Origin of the sequence: Meiothermus sp. CFH 77666, from assembly GCF_017497985.1 — a bacterium.
Lineage (GTDB): Bacteria > Deinococcota > Deinococci > Deinococcales > Thermaceae > Meiothermus.
The window spans coordinates 46,221-67,530 of the sequence record NZ_JAGDFV010000005.1; the positions used below are offsets into that span (position 1 = coordinate 46,221).

Below are 21,310 nucleotides of genomic sequence, written 5' to 3' on the forward strand. Positions count from 1 at the left end.
TGCAAAAAAGGGGACTGTCAAGAGGGTACACAAATTGCCGGTTCGACAATAAAATCAAGCCCAGCCAAACACTGGCTATACGAGGAGGAGCCATGAAAAAGAAGCTCTTTGCGCTGATGTTGTTGAGCGGATTGGCCCTGGCCGGCCCACAGGACAACAGCTTGATTATTGGGGCGGCCCAGGAGCCCAGGGTGCTGGCCGGGGACGTGGTCAACGCGATCTCGAACCAGTCCATCAAGTTCGAAATCGAGAACTTCTTGTTTGCTCCCATTGTGCAAACCAACCGCGACCTGGATGTGATTCCGGTGGTGGTGACGGAAGTGCCCACGGTTCAGAACAACCGCCTGCGCTTTGTGAATGTGCGGCCCGGTGTGCGTCGCCTCGAGCTCGACTACACCATCCGCCCGGATGCGGTCTGGTCGGATGGGCGGCCCATCAGCACCGAGGATGTGGCGCTTTACTTCGAGATGGGCAAGACCAGGGGCGTGCCCTCCACCAACGTAGACTTCTTTGACCGGGCCACCCTGCGCGTGCGCGACGCCCGCAACTTTACGGTGAGCTTAGAACCGGCCTACTTTTATGACCTGGACATCAACCAGGTTTACTATGCGCCCAACCACATCATGCGGGCCGAGTGGGACAAGGCCAAAGCCGCTGCCGCCCAGACCAACGACACCGCACGCCAGGCAGAAATTTTCCGTAACTTCTTTGCCCAGTTCTCCAACCCGCAGTACTTGAACAGCGGGCGTATGGTCTACTCGGGGCCCTTTACCCTGACCCGCTGGGTGCCCGGCAGCACCATCGAAATGCAGCGCAACCCGCGCTTCTGGATCAAGCCCCCTGGCGGTGAAGACAAATACGTCCAGAAGGTAATTTATCGCATCATTCAAAACACCAACTCGCTCCTGGTGGCCATTCTGGGTGGGGGAATTGACGCGGCCTCGAGCGTCTCAATCACTTTCGACCAGGCCCGCAGCAAGCAGCTTACCAGCCGTGCACCTGGGCGCTTTGAAATCTGGACCGTCTCCACTCCCTTCTTCGAGCACCTGGAGATCAACCAGTTCACCAATGTGCAACGGGTCAAAGACCTCCAGCTCGACAACGTCAAGACGCGGCAAGCCCTGATCTTTGCCATGAACCGCGAGGGCATTACCAAAGCCTTCTTTGACGGGCTCTACACGGTGGCCCCTACCTGGGTTTCCCCGCAGAACCCCATGTTCAACCCCAACGTTGCCAAGTATCCGTATAACCCCGAGCGGGCCCGCCAGCTGCTGGCCGAGCTGGGGTGGCGGCCTGGCCCGGACGGCATTCTGCAGCGTACCGTAGACGGTCGCACGGTGCGCTTCGAGATCGAGTGGGCTACCACTGCGGGCAACCAGGTGCGTGAACGCATTCAGCAGTTTGTGGCGGAGAACTATCGCCAGGTGGGCATCGCGGTACGGGTAAACAACTCGCCCAGTGCGGTTCTCTTGAGTTCTCAGTACCGCTCGAGGGCCCAGGAAGGCACCTGGACGGGCTTCCTGCACTTCGCCTTCAGCATGGGTCAGGCCGACGATGGCGTGCGTTCGGCTTGCCGTGACGACGAAGGCAAGCTGGTGTATGTTCCGACCCGTGAAAACGGCTTCCGCGGCCTGAACTTTGGCGGCTGGTGTAACGAGGAATACGATCGCCTTAGAAACCAGGCGGTGGTGGAATTCGACGTGAACCGTCGCAAGCAGCTCTTTGCCCGCATGCAGGAGATCTGGGCGAACGAAGTGGCGATGATTCCGCTTTACTTTGTTTCCGATGCGCGAATTTTCCGGATAGGGCTGGTCAACTACGTCTCGTCCACGTTTGCTAGCTCGGCCTACCCAACCATCGAGCCCTGGTTGATTGGCTGGCAGTCCAGAGGGGCCCAGAAGGTCTACGATCAGGCCAAATACGGCCAACCCATCAAGTAGAGCGCTCTTCATAAAACTCGAGCCATCCAGGATTCAGAATCCTTTGTCCTGGACGGAACAGTGGCCGCCTGTATGGGCGGCCACACCAGTTAAGAGCGAGATAACCGGGCTTCTGTTGGCGTAGCCCCCTCCAGGCCGGAGGGGGAGTTCTCTTTTGGATAAGAAACATCCACCATTCGGTGGATAGTTGTGAGGGGGCTCACAGATACAAAAAAGGTCAAGGGGCGGTAATATGGGCCTGTGTTTGCTTACACGATTCGCCGACTGCTGCAAATGATTCCATTGTTGTTTGCAGCCTCTGTAGTGATCTTTACTTTGTTGGCCCTACAACCCGGAGACCCGCTGGACGAACTGCGCCAGCAGAACCCCCGCATCACCGCCGAACAGCTGGAACAACTGCGCCGGGCCTACGGCCTCGACCAGCCCATCTACGTACGCTACTTCAAGTGGCTTGGGCGGGCTTTGCAGGGCGATTTTGGTCAGTCCCGTACCTACGCCTCTCCTGCGGGGCAGATCATTTTTGGTCAGCGCCTGCCGCGCACGCTGGTGCTCTCCGGAGCGGCCTTGACACTGGCCTTGCTGGTGGCCATCCCGGTGGGGATATTTTCGGCGGTGCGGCAGTATAGCCGCGCCGATTACGCCATCACCTTTTTGTCGTTTGTAGGGTTTTCCATGCCCATTTTCTTCCTGGGCATCTTACTACTGTATGTGTTCGCATTTTGGTTGCCTGAGCGAATACCGTGGTTTCCTAAGTTCCCGGTGCAGAGTATCTCCGACCTTCAGTGGTCGCAGGTTGTTAGCGGCGAAATTGGCTTCTGGCAGTTTATTGGGGACTGGGCCTTCAAGCTAATCCTGCCGGTGATCGCCCTCTCAACCATTCAGATGGCTTCCTGGACCCGTTATATGCGCGCAAGCCTGCTGGAAGTCTTGAACCAGGATTACGTCCGCACCGCCCGTGCTAAGGGGTTGGGCGAGCGGATTGTGCTCTATAAGCACGCCCTGCGCAATGCCCTGATTCCCATCGTGACTCTGGTTGGTCTGGCCATTCCCGGGGTCTTTGGTGGAGCCGTTATCACCGAAACGATATTCTCATATCCCGGCATGGGTCGGGCTATTCTGGACTCACTGATTGAAAAAGACTACAACGTCGCCATGGCAGCCCTGGCTTTTTTGGCCGTGCTGACGGCAATGTTCAACCTGCTGGCCGACCTGATGTATGCGGTGGTAGATCCCCGCATCCGCTATAGTTAGGGGGTTCTATGGCTGCTATCGCTACTGCTCCAAAACAAAAATCCCAGTCAACCTGGGCTTTGGCTTGGCGCCGCTTCAAGAAACACAAAGCGGCTATGGTTTCTCTCTGGATTGTGGTTGCGCTAGTTCTCATGGCTATACTGGCTCCATGGATTGCTCCTTATAGTCCGACTGCGCAACCCACGGGTGATGACCTGGCTTCCAAGTATTACCTGGGACCCACCCGTGAACACCTGCTGGGTACCGATGACCTAGGTCGTGATGTGTTATCGCGTATCATGTACGGTGCTCGAATCTCTTTGCTGGTTGGATTTGTGGCAGCCTTAGCTTCCGCTCTAATTGGAACTACCCTGGGCGTCATTGCAGGGTACTTCTCTGGACGTCCTTTGCGTTTCTACATTGGGCCCTTCGCAAAGGTACAGGGGGGATGGAAGCCAGGGCCTTTCGCAGTTTGGCGTGTTTTCTCGTGGGTACTTTTGTATGCAGCGCTATTTTTTGTGGCAGAACTCGCCTGGCGGCTAGCGGGCCCTAATGTTGAGGCGCTCCTATCCGGTAACAACTCATTCAACAATTTTGCATCCCTTCTTGGCCTGATTCTCACCTGGGGTGTTGTGCTGGCTGTTGGGGCGTGGGGTCTGTTCGGCCAGGGGCGCCTGGATCTTGATGTGGTGATTTCTCGGTTCATGGATTTCATGCTTACGATACCCGAGTTGCCTCTGCTCTTGGTTCTATCCGCCCTGCTTCGTGATACCCAGGGAGTTGCCGGACAATGGGCAGCCTCGGTTTTTCAGGAGGGAGCCTCGGTATTCATCATCATCACCATCATCGTGCTGTTTGGCTGGATCGGCACAGGGCGGCTAATCCGGGGGGCGGTACTGAGCTTGCGGGAACAGGACTTCACGGCGGCTGCCCAGGCGCTTGGGGCGAGCGAGGCTAGAATCATGTTCCGCCACCTGGTGCCCAATGCCTTGGCTCCACTGATAGTGAACGCCACCCTAGCGGTTGGCGGGGCTATCATTACCGAAGCCGCTCTATCGTTTCTGGGCTTTGGCATTCAGCCGCCGGTAGCCACCTGGGGCAATATGCTCAACAATGCCCAGGTATACGTTTTTGATGCACCCTGGCTGGCGCTGGCGCCGGGTTTCATGATCTTCCTGACAGTGCTGGCCTTCAACTATCTGGGGGATGGCCTGCGGGACGCGCTCGACCCGCGCAGCAGGCTCTAGCGGGATTGGCATTCGGTCCTGGGGGTCTTTGGTTCCCCCAGGATTTTTGTTGAGCTTTTTTGTGGCCCTCACAGAAGGGGGCTGTTTGCATACACGTGTGCAGATTGCAGCCAGCGTTTAGGGTGGAGGGCTGTATTGTAGGGGAATGCGTGTGGTGTTATTGGGTAGCTTTCTGGCTTTATTACCGCTTGCTTTTGCCCAGAGCGAATCTGCTGTTACATGGGACTGCGCGGTTCCAGCGGAGAAGGTGGTTTGTTTGCAGCCCTCGGGGCTGGTGCAGTTTGGTCTCAGTCGGAATGGAGCCCTCAACCAGCCTGCGCCCCTGGAGCCTGCACTGGCTTTGGGCGCTCGTTTACAAGTTCAGACGCTTTGGGAAGGCGTTGGGTATTTTGCAGACCTGGGCATCTGGTACGAAGGGGCAGTGCAGTTTGGCCTTCTGGAGGCCTTTGCCCAGGCCGACCTGGGGGAGTTTGGTGTGAGTTTTGGCAAGCGCCGCGATTACAGCGGTCCCTGGGACGATACCTTGATGGGGCGGGATGGGCGCTGGGGGGTGTTTGGCCGGTATCGGCCTGCGGAGGTGCCCTGGCTGGGACTTGAAGCGGCCTATCTGCCCAACACGGGACTGGCTGGTGGACAGGGTTTTGTAGGGGTTTCGGCGGAAATCTTGAGAGTTGGTACCTTTATTGAAATCGTGCAGGTTCCCAACGGTTTGGCGGAACAGGAGCCCACCCTGCGCCTCCTCCCCAGAATAGGTGCGTATGTTCGGGATGTAGAGGTTTTCTGGCAGGCTGACCGGGGTTTTTGGAGCCGTGCTTCCCTGCCGCTGCCGTTGCGGCAGGCCCTGGGTTGGGTTCTGCAGTGCCCCTGTGAGGCCGATACCGAAGCCTGGCTCGAGGCCCTGGACCGAAGCCGGCTGGAGGTATCCCTGTGGTGGAACCCCGAGTGGGATTATCTGGGCGAGAACAGCCCCTTCCTGCCTCAGGAGCGGCTGCGGGCCTGGTTGCTGGAGCCCCGCAAGCTGCTGGTTGGGATGGCATATAACTGGAATGAGCAGCTTCGTTTGGCGGTAGACCTGTCCAGAGCACCGGTGGAGGCCATCCGGTTTTATGTGCGGTATCAGTGGCGGTAGGGCTGGTAGCCGGCGCGTACAAAATACAGGCCCTGGGCTGGGGCAGTAGCCCCGGCATCCTTGCGGGTGCCGTGCTGTAGCAGATGGGCAATGCTGCTCGAGTCCCGCTTGCCCAGCCCTACCTCCACCAGCGTGCCCACCATGCTGCGTACCTGCCCTCGTAGAAAGCCCGAACCCACGAACTCGAGCCAGATCTCCCGCCCGCCTTCGGTGGGCCAGACTTCCAGGTGAGCCCGGTAGATTTCCCGCACGGTGGTTCGCTCTTCCTTGATGGCAAAGGCACGGAAGTCGTGGGTGCCTAAAAGGGCTTCCAACGCATGGCGCATGGGAATGAGATTTAGCGACTGGGGTATCCACCAGACCCGGTGGCGCTCGAGGGCCGGAGGCATTCTGCGCTGAAGGATGCGGTAGCGGTACTCCCGCCAGTGGCAGCTCTTGCGGGCGTGGAAATCCAGGGAGACCTCCTCGGCCCGCAAGGCCCGGATGTCCGGGGGCAGGAGGCTATTCAGCGCGTAGGGGATTTTTTCGGTAGGGATGCGATCGCGGGTGTCGTAATGCACCGGCATGGCCAGCGCATGCACTCCAGCATCGGTGCGGCCACAGGGCCAGATTTTCGGCCTGGCGCCGGGAATTTTGCCCAGGGCGGCCTCGAGCACCTGCTGAACCGTACGCTCACCTTGTGCCTGGGTCTGCAACCCCGCAAAATGGGTGCCGTCGTACTCGAGGGTGAGCAAGATGCGCCTCAGACATGAGTTTTCCAATATCGCCCGATCTTCCAAAGCGAGTGTCATTTTAACCGCAGGCCGTCTGGAGACAAGCCATCACCTGCAACATGCCCGCAAGCGCTCACGAAGTGTATCCGTTGGTTTTTGGGGCTATAGACCATTGACCATGAACCATAGACCCTTCATTCACCTTCCCCGCCCCACCACCACCGCCCTGGCCCGCACCAGCACCCGCACCCTGTCGCCGGGGCGGAAGGGGCTTTCCGGGCTTTCCTGCACGATGAGTTCGCGGTTGCCAAGCTGAATGCGGTAGGTCATGTCGTGGCCCTTGAACTCGCGGGCCAGAACGGTGCCCTCGAGCTGCTTCCCCGAGAGGCCCAGGTGTCCTAAAGGAGCAGCCAGACTCAACCCTTCAGGGCGCAGGGAGAGCAGTACGGCACCATGGGCTTCCTCCGCGAGCACAATGTGCCCCAGGGGGGTGTCGGCCTCGAGGCCCCGGGCTTCGCCAGGTATCAGGTTGGTACGCCCCAAAAACTGGGCCACAAAAGGAGTACGCGGGTGGTGGTAGACCTCCTCCGGCGTGCCGGTCTGCTCGAGCTGCCCGGCCCGCATGACGGCCAGCCGGTCAGCAACCGAGAGGGCCTCTTCCTGGTCGTGCGTGACCAGGATGGCCCCAATCCCCGACTGCTTCAAAAGCGAGCGCACCTCGTCGCGGGTGGACTGGCGGAGGGCGGCATCCAGGCTGCTGAAAGGCTCGTCCAGCAGCACCAGCTTGGGGCCGGGGGCGATGGCCCGGGCCAGGGCCACCCGCTGTTGCTGTCCACCCGAAAGCTCGCCGGGTTTGCGGTCTTTGAACACCGTCAGGCCCACCAACCCCAGCACCTCGAGCACCCGTTCCTGCCGCGCCTTGCCTCGCAGGTGGCGCAGGCCAAAGGCCACGTTTTCGAGCACGCTCAGGTGGGGAAACAGGGCGTAGTCCTGGAAAACGAAGCCAATGCCCCGCTCTTCGGGGGGGCGCTGGCTGATTTCTTGCCCGTCCAGCCAGATCTGGCCGCTATCGGCCTGCTCGAAGCCGGCAACCAGGCGCAGGGTGGTGGTTTTGCCACAGCCAGAGGGCCCCAGCAAGGCAAAAATTTCGCCCTGACCCACCTCGAAACTGACCTCCTGCACCACCGGTGGAAAGCCGGGGTGGAAGCGTTTGCAGAGGCCCTGCACCCGCAGAATGGGGGGGGCGACCGGGTTCGAGACGGGGGGTTGGGTGCTTTGGGTTTTCATCGTCGTTCCTGGGTGAGTAAGAGGCCCACCAGGCCAGCCGAAAAGAGCACGATCAGGAGGGCAAAGGGGGCCGCTTCGGCAAACATGGCTTCGGAGGTGTAGCCCCAGATCCGTGTCGAAAGAGTAGAGTAACCTACCGGAGCCAGCAGGAAGGTGAGGGGTAGTTCCTTTACTGCCGACAAGAACACCAGGGCCATGCTGGCCAGCACCCCGCGCCGGAGCAGGGGAAAGGTGGCCCGGAGAAAAGCCTGCAAGGGCTTGTAGCCCAGGCTGCGGGCGGCCTCCTCGAGGCGCGGCGGGGCCTGGTAGAGCGCGCTGCGAATGGGGCCAATGGCCTCGGCCAGAAAATGCAGGGCCAGCGCTAGCACCAGCAGGGTCAGGGTCTGGTAGAGGAAGGGCACCCCCCGCAGGCTGAAGAAAATCAGGGCCAGCGCAAAGGCCAGCGGAGGGGTGGCGTAGCCGATGTAGGCGGTTCGCTCGAGCAGCCTCGAGAGCCGGCTGGGGTAGCGCACTCCCAGGTAGGCCAGCGGCAGGGCCAGCAAGGCCGCTACCAGGGCTGCCGGGGCAGCGGCCTGTACCGAGTTGCGAAGGGCTTCCAGGATGCCCGGCAGCCCGTTTACGTAATCGTTGGGGAACTGCACCGTCCAGTACACAATGGAGGTCAGCGGTACCACCAGCGCTCCCACGAGAGGCACCCCCATCAGCGCCAGTGAGGGGAGCCGCCACCTTCCCAGCGGGATGGGGTTCTGCCGCCTTGCACTGCCCAGCCCCACCCGGCTCAAGGAGAGGTTTTTCAGTAATCGGGCCTCGAGCCAGAGCAGGCTTCCCGTGAGCAGGATGAGCATCAGCGAGAGCCAGGCCGCATACACCCGGTCGAAGGAGGCCGAGTATTGCAGATAAATGGCGTAGCTAAAGGTCTCAAAGCGCACCAGGCTGACCACCCCAAAGTCCCCCAGCACGTGCAGGCCAATCAGCAGCCAGCCTGCATAGAGCGCAGGCCTTAGCTGTGGCAGTACCACCCGCCAGAAGATCTCGAAGTTTCGGTAGCCCAGGCTCCGCGCCGACTCCTCGAGGCCCGAGTCCAGCCCCAGGAGGGCCGCCCGCAGGTTCAAAAACAGGTACGGATAGGTAAAAAGGGTCAAGATCCCCAAAGCCCCCAGGTAGCCCGTAGGCCGGGGCCAGGGAAAGCCCAGCAGGTCTTCCAGCCAGCCGTTGGCCCCCGTAGCGCCAAAAAAACCAAAGACCCCCACGTACCCCGGCACTGCCAGCGGCAGCACCAGCAGCACCGTCCAGAGGCGCTTACCGCGCAAATCACTCCGGCTCGTAATCCAGGCCAGCGGCAGGGCCAGCAGGGTGGTCAGGACTATGACCCCCAGCAGGAGGGCTACTGTGTTTGCCAGCAGCCGCAGGTTGCGTTCCCGCAGGACAATTTCCAAAAGTTGCTGAGGTTCGGCCTGGGCGGCCCTCAGTACCAGGTATAAAAGCGGCAAAACCACCGCCAGACCCACCAGGAAGGCCACGGCCAGAAGTGATTTCGGAACGGGTCGGCTCAGGCTAGAAATCATCGCAAAGTGCCCTTTGTTAGATTTTCCCCTTTCCAAGGCCCTACAGGAAGCGTTTTGGGCACTGAGAAGATCTCAGGAGACGTTGCGCCAGGGCATAACACAAGCTTCCCTAGGGCGCTGCCGGGCCAGGAACCATGAGAGGCTAAACGGGGCTTTTTGGACGGCAGCCAGGCGAAATGTAGCTGTGTTCCGCGCCCCAACCCAAAACTAACAAGCTATAGAAAATAAATCAAGTATGTTTGTCGGGATTTACGAGTATTGATAACGAGAACTATTATCGAGCTGCCAGGGTAGGGCGGGCCAGGCGTTTTAGCAGCCAGTCTGCTACTTCAGGATAGGCTGCGTCCAGCATGAGGTAGTGTCCGCTCTCGAACTCTTCAGCCGGGCTGTTCCAGGCCACCCCCCAGGCCCGCACCCGGGGCGGTGGAATCACGTTATCGTAGCGGGCCAGGGCCAGGTGCAGGGGAATCTGCAACTTTACCAGCTCCACGTTGTTGCGTACCAGCAGGGCCTGACGTTCGGGCAGAAAGCCATCGTCGGCCAGCAGGCCGGGCTTCTCTACCGAGTAGGGCTTGGCGGCGTGGGCCTCGAGGTAGCGCTGCATCTGGGAACGGGCCAGAAACATGCCCTTGAAGCTATCGCCGGCCCGTCCGGCCTCGAGCACCCGCCGCACGATGGGCCGGATGACGTTGGGATAAAAAAACCGTTGGGCGGGGGTATAGGCCAGCGGCAAGACCGGAGCCAGCAGGGTGACGGAGGCCACGGCTTCAGGGTTGGCAAGGGCCGTGGCAATGGCTACCGGCCCGCCCCAGCTATGCCCGACCAGGTGAACCCGTTCCAGCCCTGGATTGCGCTGCCGGATGGCTCGCAGGACTGCTTCTGTATCGCGCGTATAGAGCTCGAGGTTGCCCTCCCGGGCCTCACCCGAATCGAAGTGGCCGCGCCACGAGAGCGCATAGACATCGAACTGCTGGCGCAGGCGGGGCAGCAAAGCCTCCCAGACCCAGGCCCCGCCCCCTGCACCATGCACCAGCAACAGGGCCTCGGGGCGGTTTGCTTCGGCGGCCCATACCCGGATTTCAATTCCGTCGGACTCCACCGCAAAGCCCTGATAGCGCTGGATGGGGGGGTAGCTGGGCAGTTGGGCCAGCCGGGCCTCTGCAGCCTGGCGGGCCTTGCCCGAGGGGCGCACCAATCCGGACTGCAGCCGGCTGATATCCCAGGCCAGATAGCTCCCCAGCCCAAACAGCACTATCAGACCTGCCAGCAAAAAGGCTCGCGCCGCGTTCCTGGGTTCAGCTGCCTGCATGTCTAGCAGACTACCAGCCCGGCGAAGAAGGGTGTGCTACTGGGGGTGCAATTCAGCAGGGCTTTTCTGCGCCCTTGCGGGCGTAGTAATACCAGTTGAGCCCAATGTTGAGGGCATAGAACACGGCTGCACCGTAGAAGAATCCGCTGGCCGAGCCCGTGCTGGCAATCACTGCGCCAATCAGCGAGGAAAACACAAACGGGCCATAGGCGGCGATGGCCGCCGTCCAGCCGATTACCCCGCCGGCCTTGCGTGGCTCAAAGATCATGGGCATCTGCTTGAAGGTGCTGGCGTTGCCAATGCCGGCAAAGAGAAAGACCAGCAGCATGAACAGCACAAACCAGGGAAACTGCTCCAGGGAGGTCGGGCGCAGGAAAAAGGTTACCCCAAGAGCTGAGAAGAGCAACCCAATACCGCTCACCTGCGTCCAGATGGCCCCGCCGTAGCGGTCGGTCAGGGGGCCCATCAGCACCCGGATCATAGAACCCACCAGTGGCCCCAGGAAGGCAAAGGCCAGGGGGTCAGGGGCCCCTTCAAACCTGCCGTACACGGTGCGAATCAGGAGCGGGAAGGTGGCCGAAAACCCCGAGAAGGAGCCGAAGGTCATGATGTAGAGACTGGTCATGAACCAGGTGTGCTTGTCGCCGAAGATGTCGAACTGCTCGCGGAAGTTGGCCCGCACCGGTACACTTTTGAGCCAGACCCAGGCCAGTAGCGCCCCCAATACCACCAGGGGCACGTACACCAGGGTGGCGTTTTGTAGCCAGATGGGCTTGCTGACCTCGCCTCGAGTGAAGGTCTGGGGGTCGCCCAGTAGCGAGCCCAGCAGGGCAAAGCCGATGATCCAGGGGGTCACGAACTGTACCACCGAGACCCCAAAGTTGCCCACCCCGGCCTGGATGCCCAGGGCGGTGCCCTGCAGCCTTTTGGGGAAGAAATAGCTGGTGCTGGGCATGAAGCCCGAAAAATTGCCCCCGCCAATGCCGGCCAGGAAGGCCAGAAGCATCAGGAGCCAGAAGGGGGTCGCGGTGTTTTGCACCGCCCAGGCCCAGCCGAGCAGGGGTACTAGCAGCAGCAAGGTTGAAAAGGTGACCAGGTGTCGCGTGCCCAGCATGGGGGGCAAAAACGTCCAGATAATGCGCAGGGTGCCCCCGGCCAGACCGGGCATGGCTGCCAGCCAGAAAAGCTGCGAGGTGCTGAGCTGAAAACCCACATTGGGCAGGCGTACCACCAGCGCACTCACCACAAACCAGGTGATGAAGGCCAGGGTCAGGTTGAAGGTGGTAATCCAGAGGGTGCGCCAGGCCAAAGATTTGCCCTGGATTTCCCAAAACTGGGGGTCTTCGGGCTCCCATCGGGCAAGCCAGGTAGAAGGAAAGGGTTTGGAAGGGTTCATAGACTCCTCTCGAGGCCCATCAGTTGGCTTGGGCATTCCGGTAAGGTTGCATCCAGGTGTTGCAACTGGTGGTCTTCCACTCGATATAAAAGGGGCACGACCGGTAACCCCAAGCGAACGCTTAGTTTGCGAGCCTGTCGCCGGGTAAAAAGCTCCACCTCGCCGATGGCCAGAGCGGCAATCTGGGCGCGGTAGTGCCGGATGTGATCTTCATCGGTGGGAAGGTGGTTCAGCACATAGGGGTCGGGGTACTGCATGGCGCAGTCGGTATGCCCGATCAGGGCGATGGCCTGAATCCCCATGCGGGCCACCGAAAAGGCCAGGTAGGGCTCCACCGGCTCGGGGTTGGCCCCACCGGTTCGCAGCACGAAGGCGAAGTTCTCTGGCATCCGCAGGTGGATGCGAAAATCCATGCAAGTGACCACGGCCAGTACCGGTTTGGCCAAGGGCGCAAAGGGTATGCCATGGTTGTGGCTTTGTAGCAGGGTTTGGATGGGCTCCGGTAGAAACATGAACTACCTCAGTGCCCCTCGGGATGATGCTCGAGCTTGCCCCTCAGATGGGGTGCGGCTTTGTTGAGCATGGCGATCACCGTGAGGTGCATCCAGATGGCGCTCACTGCGGTCAGCAGGAAAAGAATTGCAAAGGTCATCTGGGGCAGCCCCGTCCAGGACTGGGCGTAGGCAAAGAGGGGGGGCAGGAAGAAACCGCCCAGGGCCCCCAGCAGGCCCACCAGGCCGCCCACCGCGCCCACATCCTTGGGGAAGTACTCGGGGATGTGTTTGTACACGGCGGCCTTGCCGATGCCCATAGCCACCCCCACGATGAAGACCAGCAGCGTGAAGGGCCACACGGTCATGGTGTAGTGCATTACCTCGCGCATCCCGTCGGGCTCGAGGCGGCTCGGCAGGTATAGCACAATGTGCCCATCGGGCATGGACAGAAGCCAGGTGGCAAAGAGCATGGAGCCGAAGGTCCAGTACATCACCCGCCGGGCCCCGTAGCGGTCGGAGAAATAGCCCCCCACTGGGCGCAGCAGGCTGGCCGGGAAGATGAAGAGGGCGGTAAGGAGGGCCGCCTGGTACAGCGGCAGCCCAAACACATCCACGTAGTACTTGGGCAGCCAGGCCGAGAGGGCCACGTAGGCCCCGAAGACCACCACGTAGTAGAGGCTGAAGCGCCAGACCCGGATATTGCTCAAAGGGCGTAGCATCTCCAGGAAGGGCCGCCCCTGCCCCGGCTTGCGGTCTATACGGGGGGTGAAGAGCCACATAGCCAGGGCCATCAAGACCAGCAAGACGGCGTACAGGAACGGTACAAAGCGCCAGCCGCCCGGTACCAGGCCGCCCAGGTAGCCTGCTGCCGGCACCGAGGCAATGATGACCGGCCCGATGAACTTGGTCACGCTGGCCCCCACATTGCCCGCCCCGAACATGCCCAGCGCAAAGCCCTGCTGCTCGCGGGGGAACCAGGCGGCGTTCCAGGCGATGCCCACACTGAAGGCGTTGCCCGCAAAGCCTACCAGAAAGGCGTACAGGAGCAGTGCCTGGTAGCTGGTGGCTTGGGAAACCAGGTAAGCCGGGATGGCGGTGAAGAGGAGCATGGCCGTGAAGACCACCTTGCCCCCATAGCGGTCGGTCAGGATGCCGGCCAGAAGCCGCCAGATGGAGCCGTTCAGGATGGCTACCGCCGAGAGCCAGCTTAGCTGTACGTCGGTCAGGCCGAACTCCTTGCGGATGGGGATGCCCAGTACCCCGAACATCAGCCAGACCGCGAACATCAGTGTGAAGCCCAAGGTGGAAAGGGTGAGCACCTCCAAACGCGCTTTGCGCTCGGAGGCGTTTGGCGTGGCGCTAGTCTGAACCATAAGCGCCTCCTTTGTCTTGCAAGACGGCCTGGGGTTTGGCTGAAGCGGTGGTCGGGTACGGTTGGGCAACGGGTGGAATCGGTTGCAAACGGCGGGGCTTGCGTACCCAGATTACGAGCTGCCAGGGCCGCCACAGGTAGCCCAGCGGTACGGTGATGATGTGGATCAGCCGGGTGAAGGGAAAGACCGCCAGCAGCACCCAGAAGTTGAAGACGTGCAGTTGAATCCAGAAGGGGAGATCGGCGACCAGCTCGGGGCGGGGGCGCAGGGTGAAAATGGACCAGAGGTAGGGGGTGAAGACCGAAGGAAACCAGAAAGAGCCGTAGCGGTACATCACGGCGGTCAGGATGCCGGTGAGGATCGAGACCAGGAGGAGCAGCAGCACGATCACATCGGTGGGCCGGGTTACGGCCAGGATGCGCCGATTGGAAAGGCGGCGGTAGAGCAGCACCAACAGCCCCCCCAGGGTCCAGAGGGCCAGGGCCAGGCCGGTAATCTCGAGCACAAACAGCCGCATCGGCACCGCGTTCCACAGCAAGAGCCCCTGGGGCAGCAAGAGTGCCAGCAGGTGCCCCAATAGGATGAACAGCACGCCCCAGTGAAAGGGCACCGAGCCAAAGTAGAGCAGCTTGCGCTCTAAGAGCTGGCTGGACAAGCTAGAAACGCTAAAGGGTTTGCCCCGCATCCGCTGAAAGCTGACGATGATCAGAAGGGCCAGGGCCACATAAGGAAACACCTGAAACAAGAGGATATTCCAGTTCATTCGTTACCTCCCTTCCAGAACGGGAGATTGCGCACCAAGGAGCCCATCACGATGGGAAGCTGAGAGGATTGCTCGGGCATTGCAGCCTGCTGGGTATAGGGTTTGACCGCCTCGAGCGTCGCCTCCAACAGCATCAAGTAAGGGTTCTTCGGCTCGAGGGTCTTGAGCGTGTGGACGATCTGGTGTAGGGCCGGCCCCAGGAGTTGCAAAAGCTCGGGTAGGGGGGGGTCGGCCACGGCCAGGTAGCGCAGCACCGGGATCAGGTGGTCAGGTATCTCGCCTGCGGTGTCTATGCCCAATTCCAGGTACGCCGCGTTGAGCTCGGCCATCAGGCGCCCGCGCCGGTAGTCCTCGCCATAGACCGCGTAGCCGATGTAGGGCGCGGTGAGGGGGGTGAGCTCGAGGGTGCGGGTATAAAGCTCCTCCCGCTCAGAAAGCCTCAGTTCGGAGATGACTCTTAAGAAGCGCTCGAGTAGATCTTTGGCTCGAGCCTTCGGCAAAGCGTTGACCCGCTCCCAGAGCGCTTTTGTGGAGCCAGCAGTGGGGTATTGATAAGCGAGCGCCAGGGTTTGCAGCAGTCCTTTCACGGTTAATCCCCCCTCACGGGCAACTCGATAAACCCGACCCCCGTCTCCCCCTTTTGGGCCAGGGGGTCGTTCCAGACTTCTGTGGCCATCTCGCGGTGGTAGGGCGGCACCACAAAGCGCTCCTGTAGGGTGGGCTTGGTGGTGAGCTGGTAAATGGCCTCGATCTCCTCGGGGGTGGTGCCTGCCGCCTTTACGATGTTCAGGGTGGCCGGGTCTATGCTTCCTTCCACACTCTGACGGCGCTTGTAGATGCGTACTGCCAGCAGCTTGCGCAGGATGGGTTTGATGACCTCCACATTGCCCGCTGCGAACAGGTTGGCCAGATACTCCAGGGGCAGGCGGGCTTTTTCCAGGTGGTTGAACAGCTCAAAATCTACCTTTTCGGGCGGGAGCTCGAGCCGCACCAGCCCCTCTTCGATGCTGCTCACGATGGGCGAGAGCGGGGGGATGTAGAAGAGCATGGCCATGGTGCGATACTCGGGGTGTAGCGGCAGGGCCAGCTTCCACACCTTCACAAACTTGTACACGGGCGAGGCCTGCGCGGCCTTGATCCAGTCCTCGCCCAGGCCGTTGGCCCGGGCCGCCGCAATCACCTGGGGGTCGAAGGGGTCGAGGATCGCGTCCAGTTGGGCCTGCACCAGTTCCTGGGTCTCGGCGTTCGCCGCCGTGGCAATCCGGTCGGCGTCGTAGAGGATGGCCCCCAGGTAGCGGATGCGGCCCACGCAGGAGTGGAAGCAGGCCGGGGCCTGGCCGGTCTCGAGGCGGGGGAAGCACAGGATGCACTTCTCGCTCTTGCCGGTGGCCCAGTTGTAGTAGACCTTCTTGTAGGGGCAGGCCGCCACACACATGCGCCAGCCCTTGCACTTGTTCTCGTTGACCAGTACCACCCCATCCTCGGCGCGTTTATAGATAGCGCCGCTGGGGCAGGCCGCCACACAGGCCGGGTTCAGGCAGTGGTTGCAGATGCGCGGCAGGTAGTTGAAGGCCACCCGCTCAATCTCGGCCATCTGGGCCTGAATCTCCGGGGCCACGCCCGCCCAGTTGGGGTCGTTCTGGGCGTACAGGTTGCTTCCGCCCAGGTCGTCGTCCCAGTTGGGGCCCGCTTCCAGGTTCAGGGGTTCGCCGGTAATCATCGAGACCGGGCGGGCTACCGGCTGGTCGTCGTCCTCGGGGGCGCTGAAGAGGTGCTGGTAGTCGAAGGTGAAGGGCTCGTAGTAGTCGTCGAGTTCAGGCAGGGCGGGGTTATAAAACAGGTTGGTCAGGCCGCGGGCGCGGGAATGAAGCCGGAGCTCCAACTGGCCGTTTTTCTTCTCCCAGCCCCCCTTGAACCGCTCCTGGTCTTCCCAGCCGGTAGGGTAGCCGGTGCCAGGCCGGGTCTCGACGTTGTTCCACCACATGTACTCGGTGCCCTTGCGGTCGGTCCAGAGGTTTTTGCAGGCCACCGAACAGGTGTGGCACCCGATGCACTTGTCGAGGTGGAAGGTCATGGAGATGTGAGCACGGACATTCATAGTTCTCCTTCGGAGGTGTCACAGGTCGCAGGTCGCAAGTCGCATGAAAAAAGGCTTTTGATCTGAGACCTGCGACATGAGACTTGAGACATCCTCACCATTTCGGCTCCTCAATCCGCCGCACATACACGAAGGTGTCGCGGTTCACCCCCACCGGCCCCCAGTAGTTGAAGGCGTAGGTGAACTGGGCGTAGCCGCCGCTCATCAGCACGGGCTTCAGGCGGGCGCGGGTGATGGAGTTGTTCATACCGGCCCGTTTGCCCCGCAGGGGCGACTTAGGGATGCTCAGGGTGCGTTCGGTAGCGTGGTAAACAAAGACCGTGCCCCTGGGGATGCGGGCCGAAACGATGCAGCGCTGCACGAAGACCCCGTTGTCGTTGAAGAGTTCCACCCAGTCGTTGTCGCGGATGCCCAGCTCGGCAGCGTCTTTGTCGTTGAGCCAGATGGGGTAGCCCCCCCTCGAGAGGGTCATCATGCGGTGGTTGTCGGAGTAGGTGGAGTGGATGCTCCACTTGCCGTGCGGGGTGATGTAGTTCAAGAGCTTGCCCTGGGCCTGGGCTTTGGAGATTTCGGTTTCCAGCAGCATGGAATGGTCGGGGCGCGGCTTGTAGGTGGGCAGGTGCTCGCCCCAGGCCAGGTAGTTCGGGTGGTCGAGGTAGAAGTGCTGCCGTCCGGAAAGGGTGCGCCAGGGGATGAGCCGCTCGACGTTCAGGGTATAGGGGCTGTAGGCCCGGCCCTGGTTGATGATGGCGCTCCAGGTGGGGGTGGTGAGCTGGCGACGCGGCTGGGCCACCAGGTCGGAGAAGCTGATGCGGGTATCGCGCACCGGCTCGGCCAGGTCGGAGAGCTTTACGCCGGTTTTCTTTTCCTCGTCTTTGAAAGCGCGGTAGGCCAGTTCGCCGTTGGAGACCGGGTCGAGGTAAAGGATGGCCTCGGCGACCTGTTTGGCGTCCTCGAGGCTGGGGTACACGCGCCCGTTTAGCCTGCGGCCCTGGCGCTGGCGCAGGTCGTTGTAGAAGTCGGCTGCCGGAATGGTCAGGCCGTGCATCCCCACGCCGTTCTTTTCGATGGCGTCGCCCAGCGAGATCATCTTCTCGTACACCAGCGGATACTGCCGCTCGACGATGCGGAACTTGGGCATGGTCTTGCCGGGGATGGGCTCGACCTGGCCTTTCTTCCAGTCGCGGTCGTCGGGCTGGGCCAGCTCGTCGGGGGTATCGTGCTGGAGCGGAATCATCACGATGTCCTTGACGGGTTTGGAGAGGTGCGTTTGGGCCAGCTCAGAAAACTTCCGGGCCACGGCCTTGTAAATCTCCCAGTCGCTTTTCGATTCCCACAAAGGCGGAACCGCCGCCTGCATGGGGTTGATGTAGGTGTGCAGGTCGGTGGTGTTGAGGTCCTCTTTTTCGTACCAGGAGGCGGTGGGTAGCACGATGTCGGAGTACAGGGCGCTGGTATCCATGCGGAAGTTCAGATCCACCACCAGGTCCAGCTTGCCCTGGGGGGCTTCCTTGCGATACCGCACTTCCGAGACATGCCCATTGGCCTGTTCCTCGGCCACCGCATTGGTGTGCGTACCCAGGTAGTGCTTGAGAAAGAACTCGTGGCCCTTGGCCGAGGTGCCGATGGCGTTGCCCCGCCAGATGAACCAGACCCTGGGCCAGTTACTGGGCGCATCAGGGTCGTCTATGGCAAACTCGAGCTTCCCCTCCTTGAGCTGCTTGACCACATACCCGATGATCTCTTGGTCGCTTTGCGCTCCAGCGGCCTGAGCTTCCTTGACCACTTCCAAACTCGATTTGTTGAACTGCGGGAAGAAGGGTAGCCAGCCCTTGCGCACGGCGCGGGCCTGGTGGTCTATGGTGTGGTCGGTTCTGGGGCCTACGGTCTTGTCGTAGTCCTTGTAGCCCCGCTCGTAGCGCCACTGGTCGGAGTGCACGTAGTGGAAGCTGGGGGTGTTTTGCTGGCGGGAGGGGTAGCCCCAGTCGCCCGCAAAGGCAATGGGCCCCCAACTGGCCTGGTTGGCAAGCTTCTCCTGCCCCACATAGTGGGCCAGCCCGCCGCCGTTCACCCCCACCGCGCCGGTGAGCATCAGCGCCACGATGCCCGCGCGGTACAGCAGGTTGTTGTGGTACCAGTGGTTGGCCCCGGCCCCGATAATAATCAGGTTCTTACCCTGGGTCTTCTCACCGTTTTCGGCCCACTCGCGGGCGTAGCGGATCAGGGTGTCGCGGTGGATGCCGGTGTACTGCTCCTGCCAGGCCGGGGTATAGGGGCCTGCTTCATCGTAGGTCTGGGGGTAGTCGCCCCCCAGGCCCCGATCCACGCCAAACTGGGCCAGTAGCAGGTCGAAGACGGTGGTGACCGTAATTGGCTGACCATCCTTGCTGGTGATCTGCTTCACGGGCACACCGCGTCTGGACTTTTTGTCTGCGCCGAAGTCGTCGAACTCGAGCTGTTCCACCGTGTCGGCAATGTCCCTAAAACTCAGCAGTGGGCTAATTTCCTCACCCGTCCTGGCATCCTTAAGCTCGAGGTTCCACTTACCCTTCTCTGTTTGCCAGCGGAATCCGATGGTTCCACCTGGCATCTTGGGCTGCCCGGCCTTCTCGTCCCAGACCAGCAGTTTCCAGTCGCCGTTCTCTTCGGTCGAGTAATCCGCAAGTTGATTGACCCGCAGATAGCGCCCCGGCCGGCCCTCCTTCACCTCGACCAGCATGGGGCTGTCGGTGTAGCGCTTGAGGTAGTCCACAAAGTACGGAACCTGCTTCAGCACGTAAAACTCTTTCAGGATGACGTGGTTCACCGCCATCCAGAAGGCCCCATCCTGGCCTGGATTAATCGGCAGCCACCAGTCGGCGTACTTGGCCACCTGGTTGAAGTCCGGGGCAAAAACCGTGAACTTGGCCCCGGCGTAGCGCCCCTCGGCGATGTAGTGGGTATCGGGGGTGCGGGTCATGTTCAGGTTGGAGCCCACCACTGCAATAAAGCGGGCGTTGTACCAGTCGGCGGCCTCGTGCACGTCGGTCTGCTCCCCCCAGATTTCGGGAGAAGCGTTGGGCAGGTCGCAGTACCAGTCGTAAAAGCTCATCGGCACCCCGCCCAGGAGTGAGAGGAACCTCGAGCCCGCCGCATACGAAATTTGCGACATGGCGGGAATCGGGCTGAAGCCGATGATGCGGTCGGGGCCGTGCTGCTGTATGGTGTGTACCAGCGAAGCCGCAATGATTTCCAGCGCTTCGTCCCAGCTAAACCGCCGGTAGCCGCCCTTGCCCCGCGCCCGTTGCCAGCGCCTGCGCTTCTCGGGGTCGTTCACCAGGCTTTTCCAGGCCTCTACCGGGTCGGGGTGTTTCTCCTTTGCTTCGCGCCACAGGTCGAGCAGGGCCCCACGCACGTAGGGGTACTTGACCCGGATGGGGCTGTACAGATACCACGAATAGCTCACCCCACGCTGGCAGCCCCGGGGGGTGATGTCGGGCAGGTTGGGGTCAATGGCGGGGTAGTCGGTGGCCTGGAGCTCCCAGGTCACGATGCCGTCCTTGACAAAGACCTCCCAGCTACAACTGCCGGTGCAGTTGACCCCGTGGGTGGTGCGAACCCGCTTGTCGTGGGCGAAGCGGTTTCGATAAAACTCTTCCCACTTGCGTTCGGTGGGGGCTTCGATTTCCTTAATCCAGTCGCTCATGCGCTCCTCCTGTTGCGTATCCGTTCGGCCAAGCCCACCCGGCGGTTGCTCCAGAACAGGTACATCCCGCCAAAGAGCCCCCCAAAGCCAATAAGCCCGGCAAACAACATGCGGGCCATGTCCATCTGGTTGGTGTTGGCAGGCTGGCCTGCTGTCCGGGCAAAGAATGCAGTGAGGGCCGAAATTTCTTCGGGGGTGAGGGGTTTGCCCTGGTAGCTTTCGCGCATCACCGGGAAGGCGATGTTGCTGAGTACGCCTTGAATGCCCGCCGCGCCTAAGCGGGTGTGCAGGTCGGTAAGGTCGCGCCCCAGGCTGCCCCCGCCCATGGGGCCGAAGTTGCCTGCTGTGTGGCAGGCCATGCAGGGTGCGCCGCCGTTCTGGAAACGGGTCTGGCCCAAAAAGAGCGCCTTGCCCCTGGCTGCGAGGGCGGGGTCGGCGGGGGTTGTGGCGGGCTCAGGGGAAGCAGGGGTGGCCGTTGGGGCTCTACCCAGTTCCCTGGTATAGGCGGCAATCGCCCGGGCGTCTGCTTCGGAAATTTGCGGCATGGCGGGCATCGCCCCGTTGTAGGCCTGGCCGTTCACCTCGAGCGGCCCGCTGATACCCTGGCGAATCGCCTTGACCACGTAGGCCTCGTCCTGTACTCGAGGGTTGCCAGCCAGAGGGGGGAAAACCCCAGGAATTCCTTGACCGCTTGCGCCGTGGCAGCCCGCGCAGTTTTGGCTGTAAAGCTGCCCTCCATCGGCAGCAATCGCCAGACCGAGCAAGGCGGCCATGACCACCAGAAGTTGTTTCATGCCAGCCTCCTTTGCTTGTGGTTCTCCAGCCAGGACAGCAGCTCCTCGAGCTCGAAGAAGGGATGCTCGAGGCCCGTCCGGGCATCCTTGATGCGGCCTTCCCAGTGGCCGGCCTCATCCGGCCACAAAAGCACCAGATACACCGGCGACCTGGGCGGGGGTAGGTTGCGGGGGGTGGGCTCCTGTGCCATACACCCCTAGCTTTCACCTACCCTCTAAACGCCCGCTTACAGCCTTGGGACATTTGCACCATTCGAAGCCTCTAGGCTTTAAACCAACGGGAGGCA

At 61.4% G+C, this 21,310-nt stretch carries 17 protein-coding genes; 4 read left to right on the top strand and 13 right to left on the bottom strand.

Annotation, left to right across the window (positions count from 1 at the left end; translation table 11 throughout):
* Positions 1-92 precede the first annotated feature (92 nt).
* From J3L12_RS04090 to J3L12_RS04105, 4 genes are all read left to right on the top strand, one after another.
* Positions 93-1,940, top strand: a complete 1,848-nt coding sequence (locus J3L12_RS04090) for a peptide ABC transporter substrate-binding protein (RefSeq protein ID WP_208013774.1) — start codon at positions 93-95, stop codon at positions 1,938-1,940.
* A 240-nt stretch (positions 1,941-2,180) separates the two neighbouring features.
* Positions 2,181-3,191 carry an ABC transporter permease gene (locus J3L12_RS04095; protein WP_208013775.1) on the top strand — a complete coding sequence of 337 codons (1,011 nt, stop codon included), beginning with the start codon at positions 2,181-2,183 and terminating at the stop codon, positions 3,189-3,191.
* Between the two features lie 8 nt (positions 3,192-3,199).
* Positions 3,200-4,417, top strand: a complete 1,218-nt coding sequence (locus J3L12_RS04100; protein ID WP_208013776.1) for an ABC transporter permease — start codon at positions 3,200-3,202, stop codon at positions 4,415-4,417.
* A 145-nt stretch (positions 4,418-4,562) separates the two neighbouring features.
* Entirely contained in the window at positions 4,563-5,546 is a 984-nt protein-coding gene (locus tag J3L12_RS04105) for a hypothetical protein (protein ID WP_208013777.1), read from the top strand.
* On the opposite strand, the gene truA is transcribed toward J3L12_RS04105, so the two are convergent.
* The 13 genes from truA to J3L12_RS04170 all read right to left on the bottom strand — a co-directional run bounded on the left by truA (position 5,534) and on the right by J3L12_RS04170 (position 21,214).
* On the bottom strand, positions 5,534-6,292 hold the full coding sequence (truA, locus tag J3L12_RS04110; RefSeq protein ID WP_208013861.1) for a tRNA pseudouridine(38-40) synthase TruA: 759 nt from the start codon (positions 6,290-6,292) through the stop codon (positions 5,534-5,536). The two genes, J3L12_RS04105 and truA, sit on opposite strands and share 13 nt — an antisense overlap.
* A gap of 165 nt (positions 6,293-6,457) precedes the next feature.
* Positions 6,458-7,546: an ABC transporter ATP-binding protein gene (locus J3L12_RS04115; protein WP_208013778.1), complete on the bottom strand. Its 1,089-nt coding sequence runs from the start codon at positions 7,544-7,546 to the stop codon at positions 6,458-6,460.
* Complete coding sequence (locus tag J3L12_RS04120) at positions 7,543-9,111, bottom strand: iron ABC transporter permease (RefSeq protein WP_208013779.1); 1,569 nt, start codon at positions 9,109-9,111, stop codon at positions 7,543-7,545. The genes J3L12_RS04115 and J3L12_RS04120 overlap by 4 nt, the downstream gene beginning before the upstream one ends.
* A gap of 274 nt (positions 9,112-9,385) precedes the next feature.
* The gene (locus J3L12_RS04125; RefSeq protein ID WP_208013780.1) at positions 9,386-10,420 is read right to left on the bottom strand and encodes an alpha/beta fold hydrolase; all 1,035 of its coding nucleotides are present in this window, start codon (positions 10,418-10,420) and stop codon (positions 9,386-9,388) included.
* Between the two features lie 52 nt (positions 10,421-10,472).
* Complete coding sequence (locus J3L12_RS04130; RefSeq protein ID WP_208013781.1) at positions 10,473-11,816, bottom strand: nitrate/nitrite transporter; 1,344 nt, start codon at positions 11,814-11,816, stop codon at positions 10,473-10,475.
* Entirely contained in the window at positions 11,813-12,328 is a 516-nt protein-coding gene (locus J3L12_RS04135; protein ID WP_208013782.1) for a carbonic anhydrase, read from the bottom strand. Before J3L12_RS04135 ends, J3L12_RS04130 begins: the two co-directional genes overlap by 4 nt.
* A gap of 8 nt (positions 12,329-12,336) precedes the next feature.
* Complete coding sequence (locus J3L12_RS04140; RefSeq protein WP_208013783.1) at positions 12,337-13,683, bottom strand: MFS transporter; 1,347 nt, start codon at positions 13,681-13,683, stop codon at positions 12,337-12,339.
* The gene (gene narI, locus J3L12_RS04145; protein WP_208013784.1) at positions 13,670-14,446 is read right to left on the bottom strand and encodes a respiratory nitrate reductase subunit gamma; all 777 of its coding nucleotides are present in this window, start codon (positions 14,444-14,446) and stop codon (positions 13,670-13,672) included. Before narI ends, J3L12_RS04140 begins: the two co-directional genes overlap by 14 nt.
* Entirely contained in the window at positions 14,443-15,033 is a 591-nt protein-coding gene (locus J3L12_RS04150; protein WP_347708830.1) for a nitrate reductase, read from the bottom strand. The genes narI and J3L12_RS04150 overlap by 4 nt, the downstream gene beginning before the upstream one ends.
* A 2-nt stretch (positions 15,034-15,035) precedes the next feature.
* Positions 15,036-16,544, bottom strand: coding sequence for a nitrate reductase subunit beta (narH, locus tag J3L12_RS04155; protein WP_208013785.1), 1,509 nt, complete (start codon positions 16,542-16,544; stop codon positions 15,036-15,038).
* A 94-nt stretch (positions 16,545-16,638) separates the two neighbouring features.
* Positions 16,639-20,229: a nitrate reductase subunit alpha gene (locus J3L12_RS04160; protein ID WP_208013786.1), complete on the bottom strand. Its 3,591-nt coding sequence runs from the start codon at positions 20,227-20,229 to the stop codon at positions 16,639-16,641.
* Positions 20,226-21,023 carry a c-type cytochrome gene (locus tag J3L12_RS04165; protein WP_208013787.1) on the bottom strand — a complete coding sequence of 266 codons (798 nt, stop codon included), beginning with the start codon at positions 21,021-21,023 and terminating at the stop codon, positions 20,226-20,228. The genes J3L12_RS04160 and J3L12_RS04165 overlap by 4 nt, the downstream gene beginning before the upstream one ends.
* Entirely contained in the window at positions 21,020-21,214 is a 195-nt protein-coding gene (locus J3L12_RS04170) for a hypothetical protein (RefSeq protein WP_208013788.1), read from the bottom strand. The genes J3L12_RS04165 and J3L12_RS04170 overlap by 4 nt, the downstream gene beginning before the upstream one ends.
* Between the last annotated feature and the right edge of the window lie 96 nt (positions 21,215-21,310).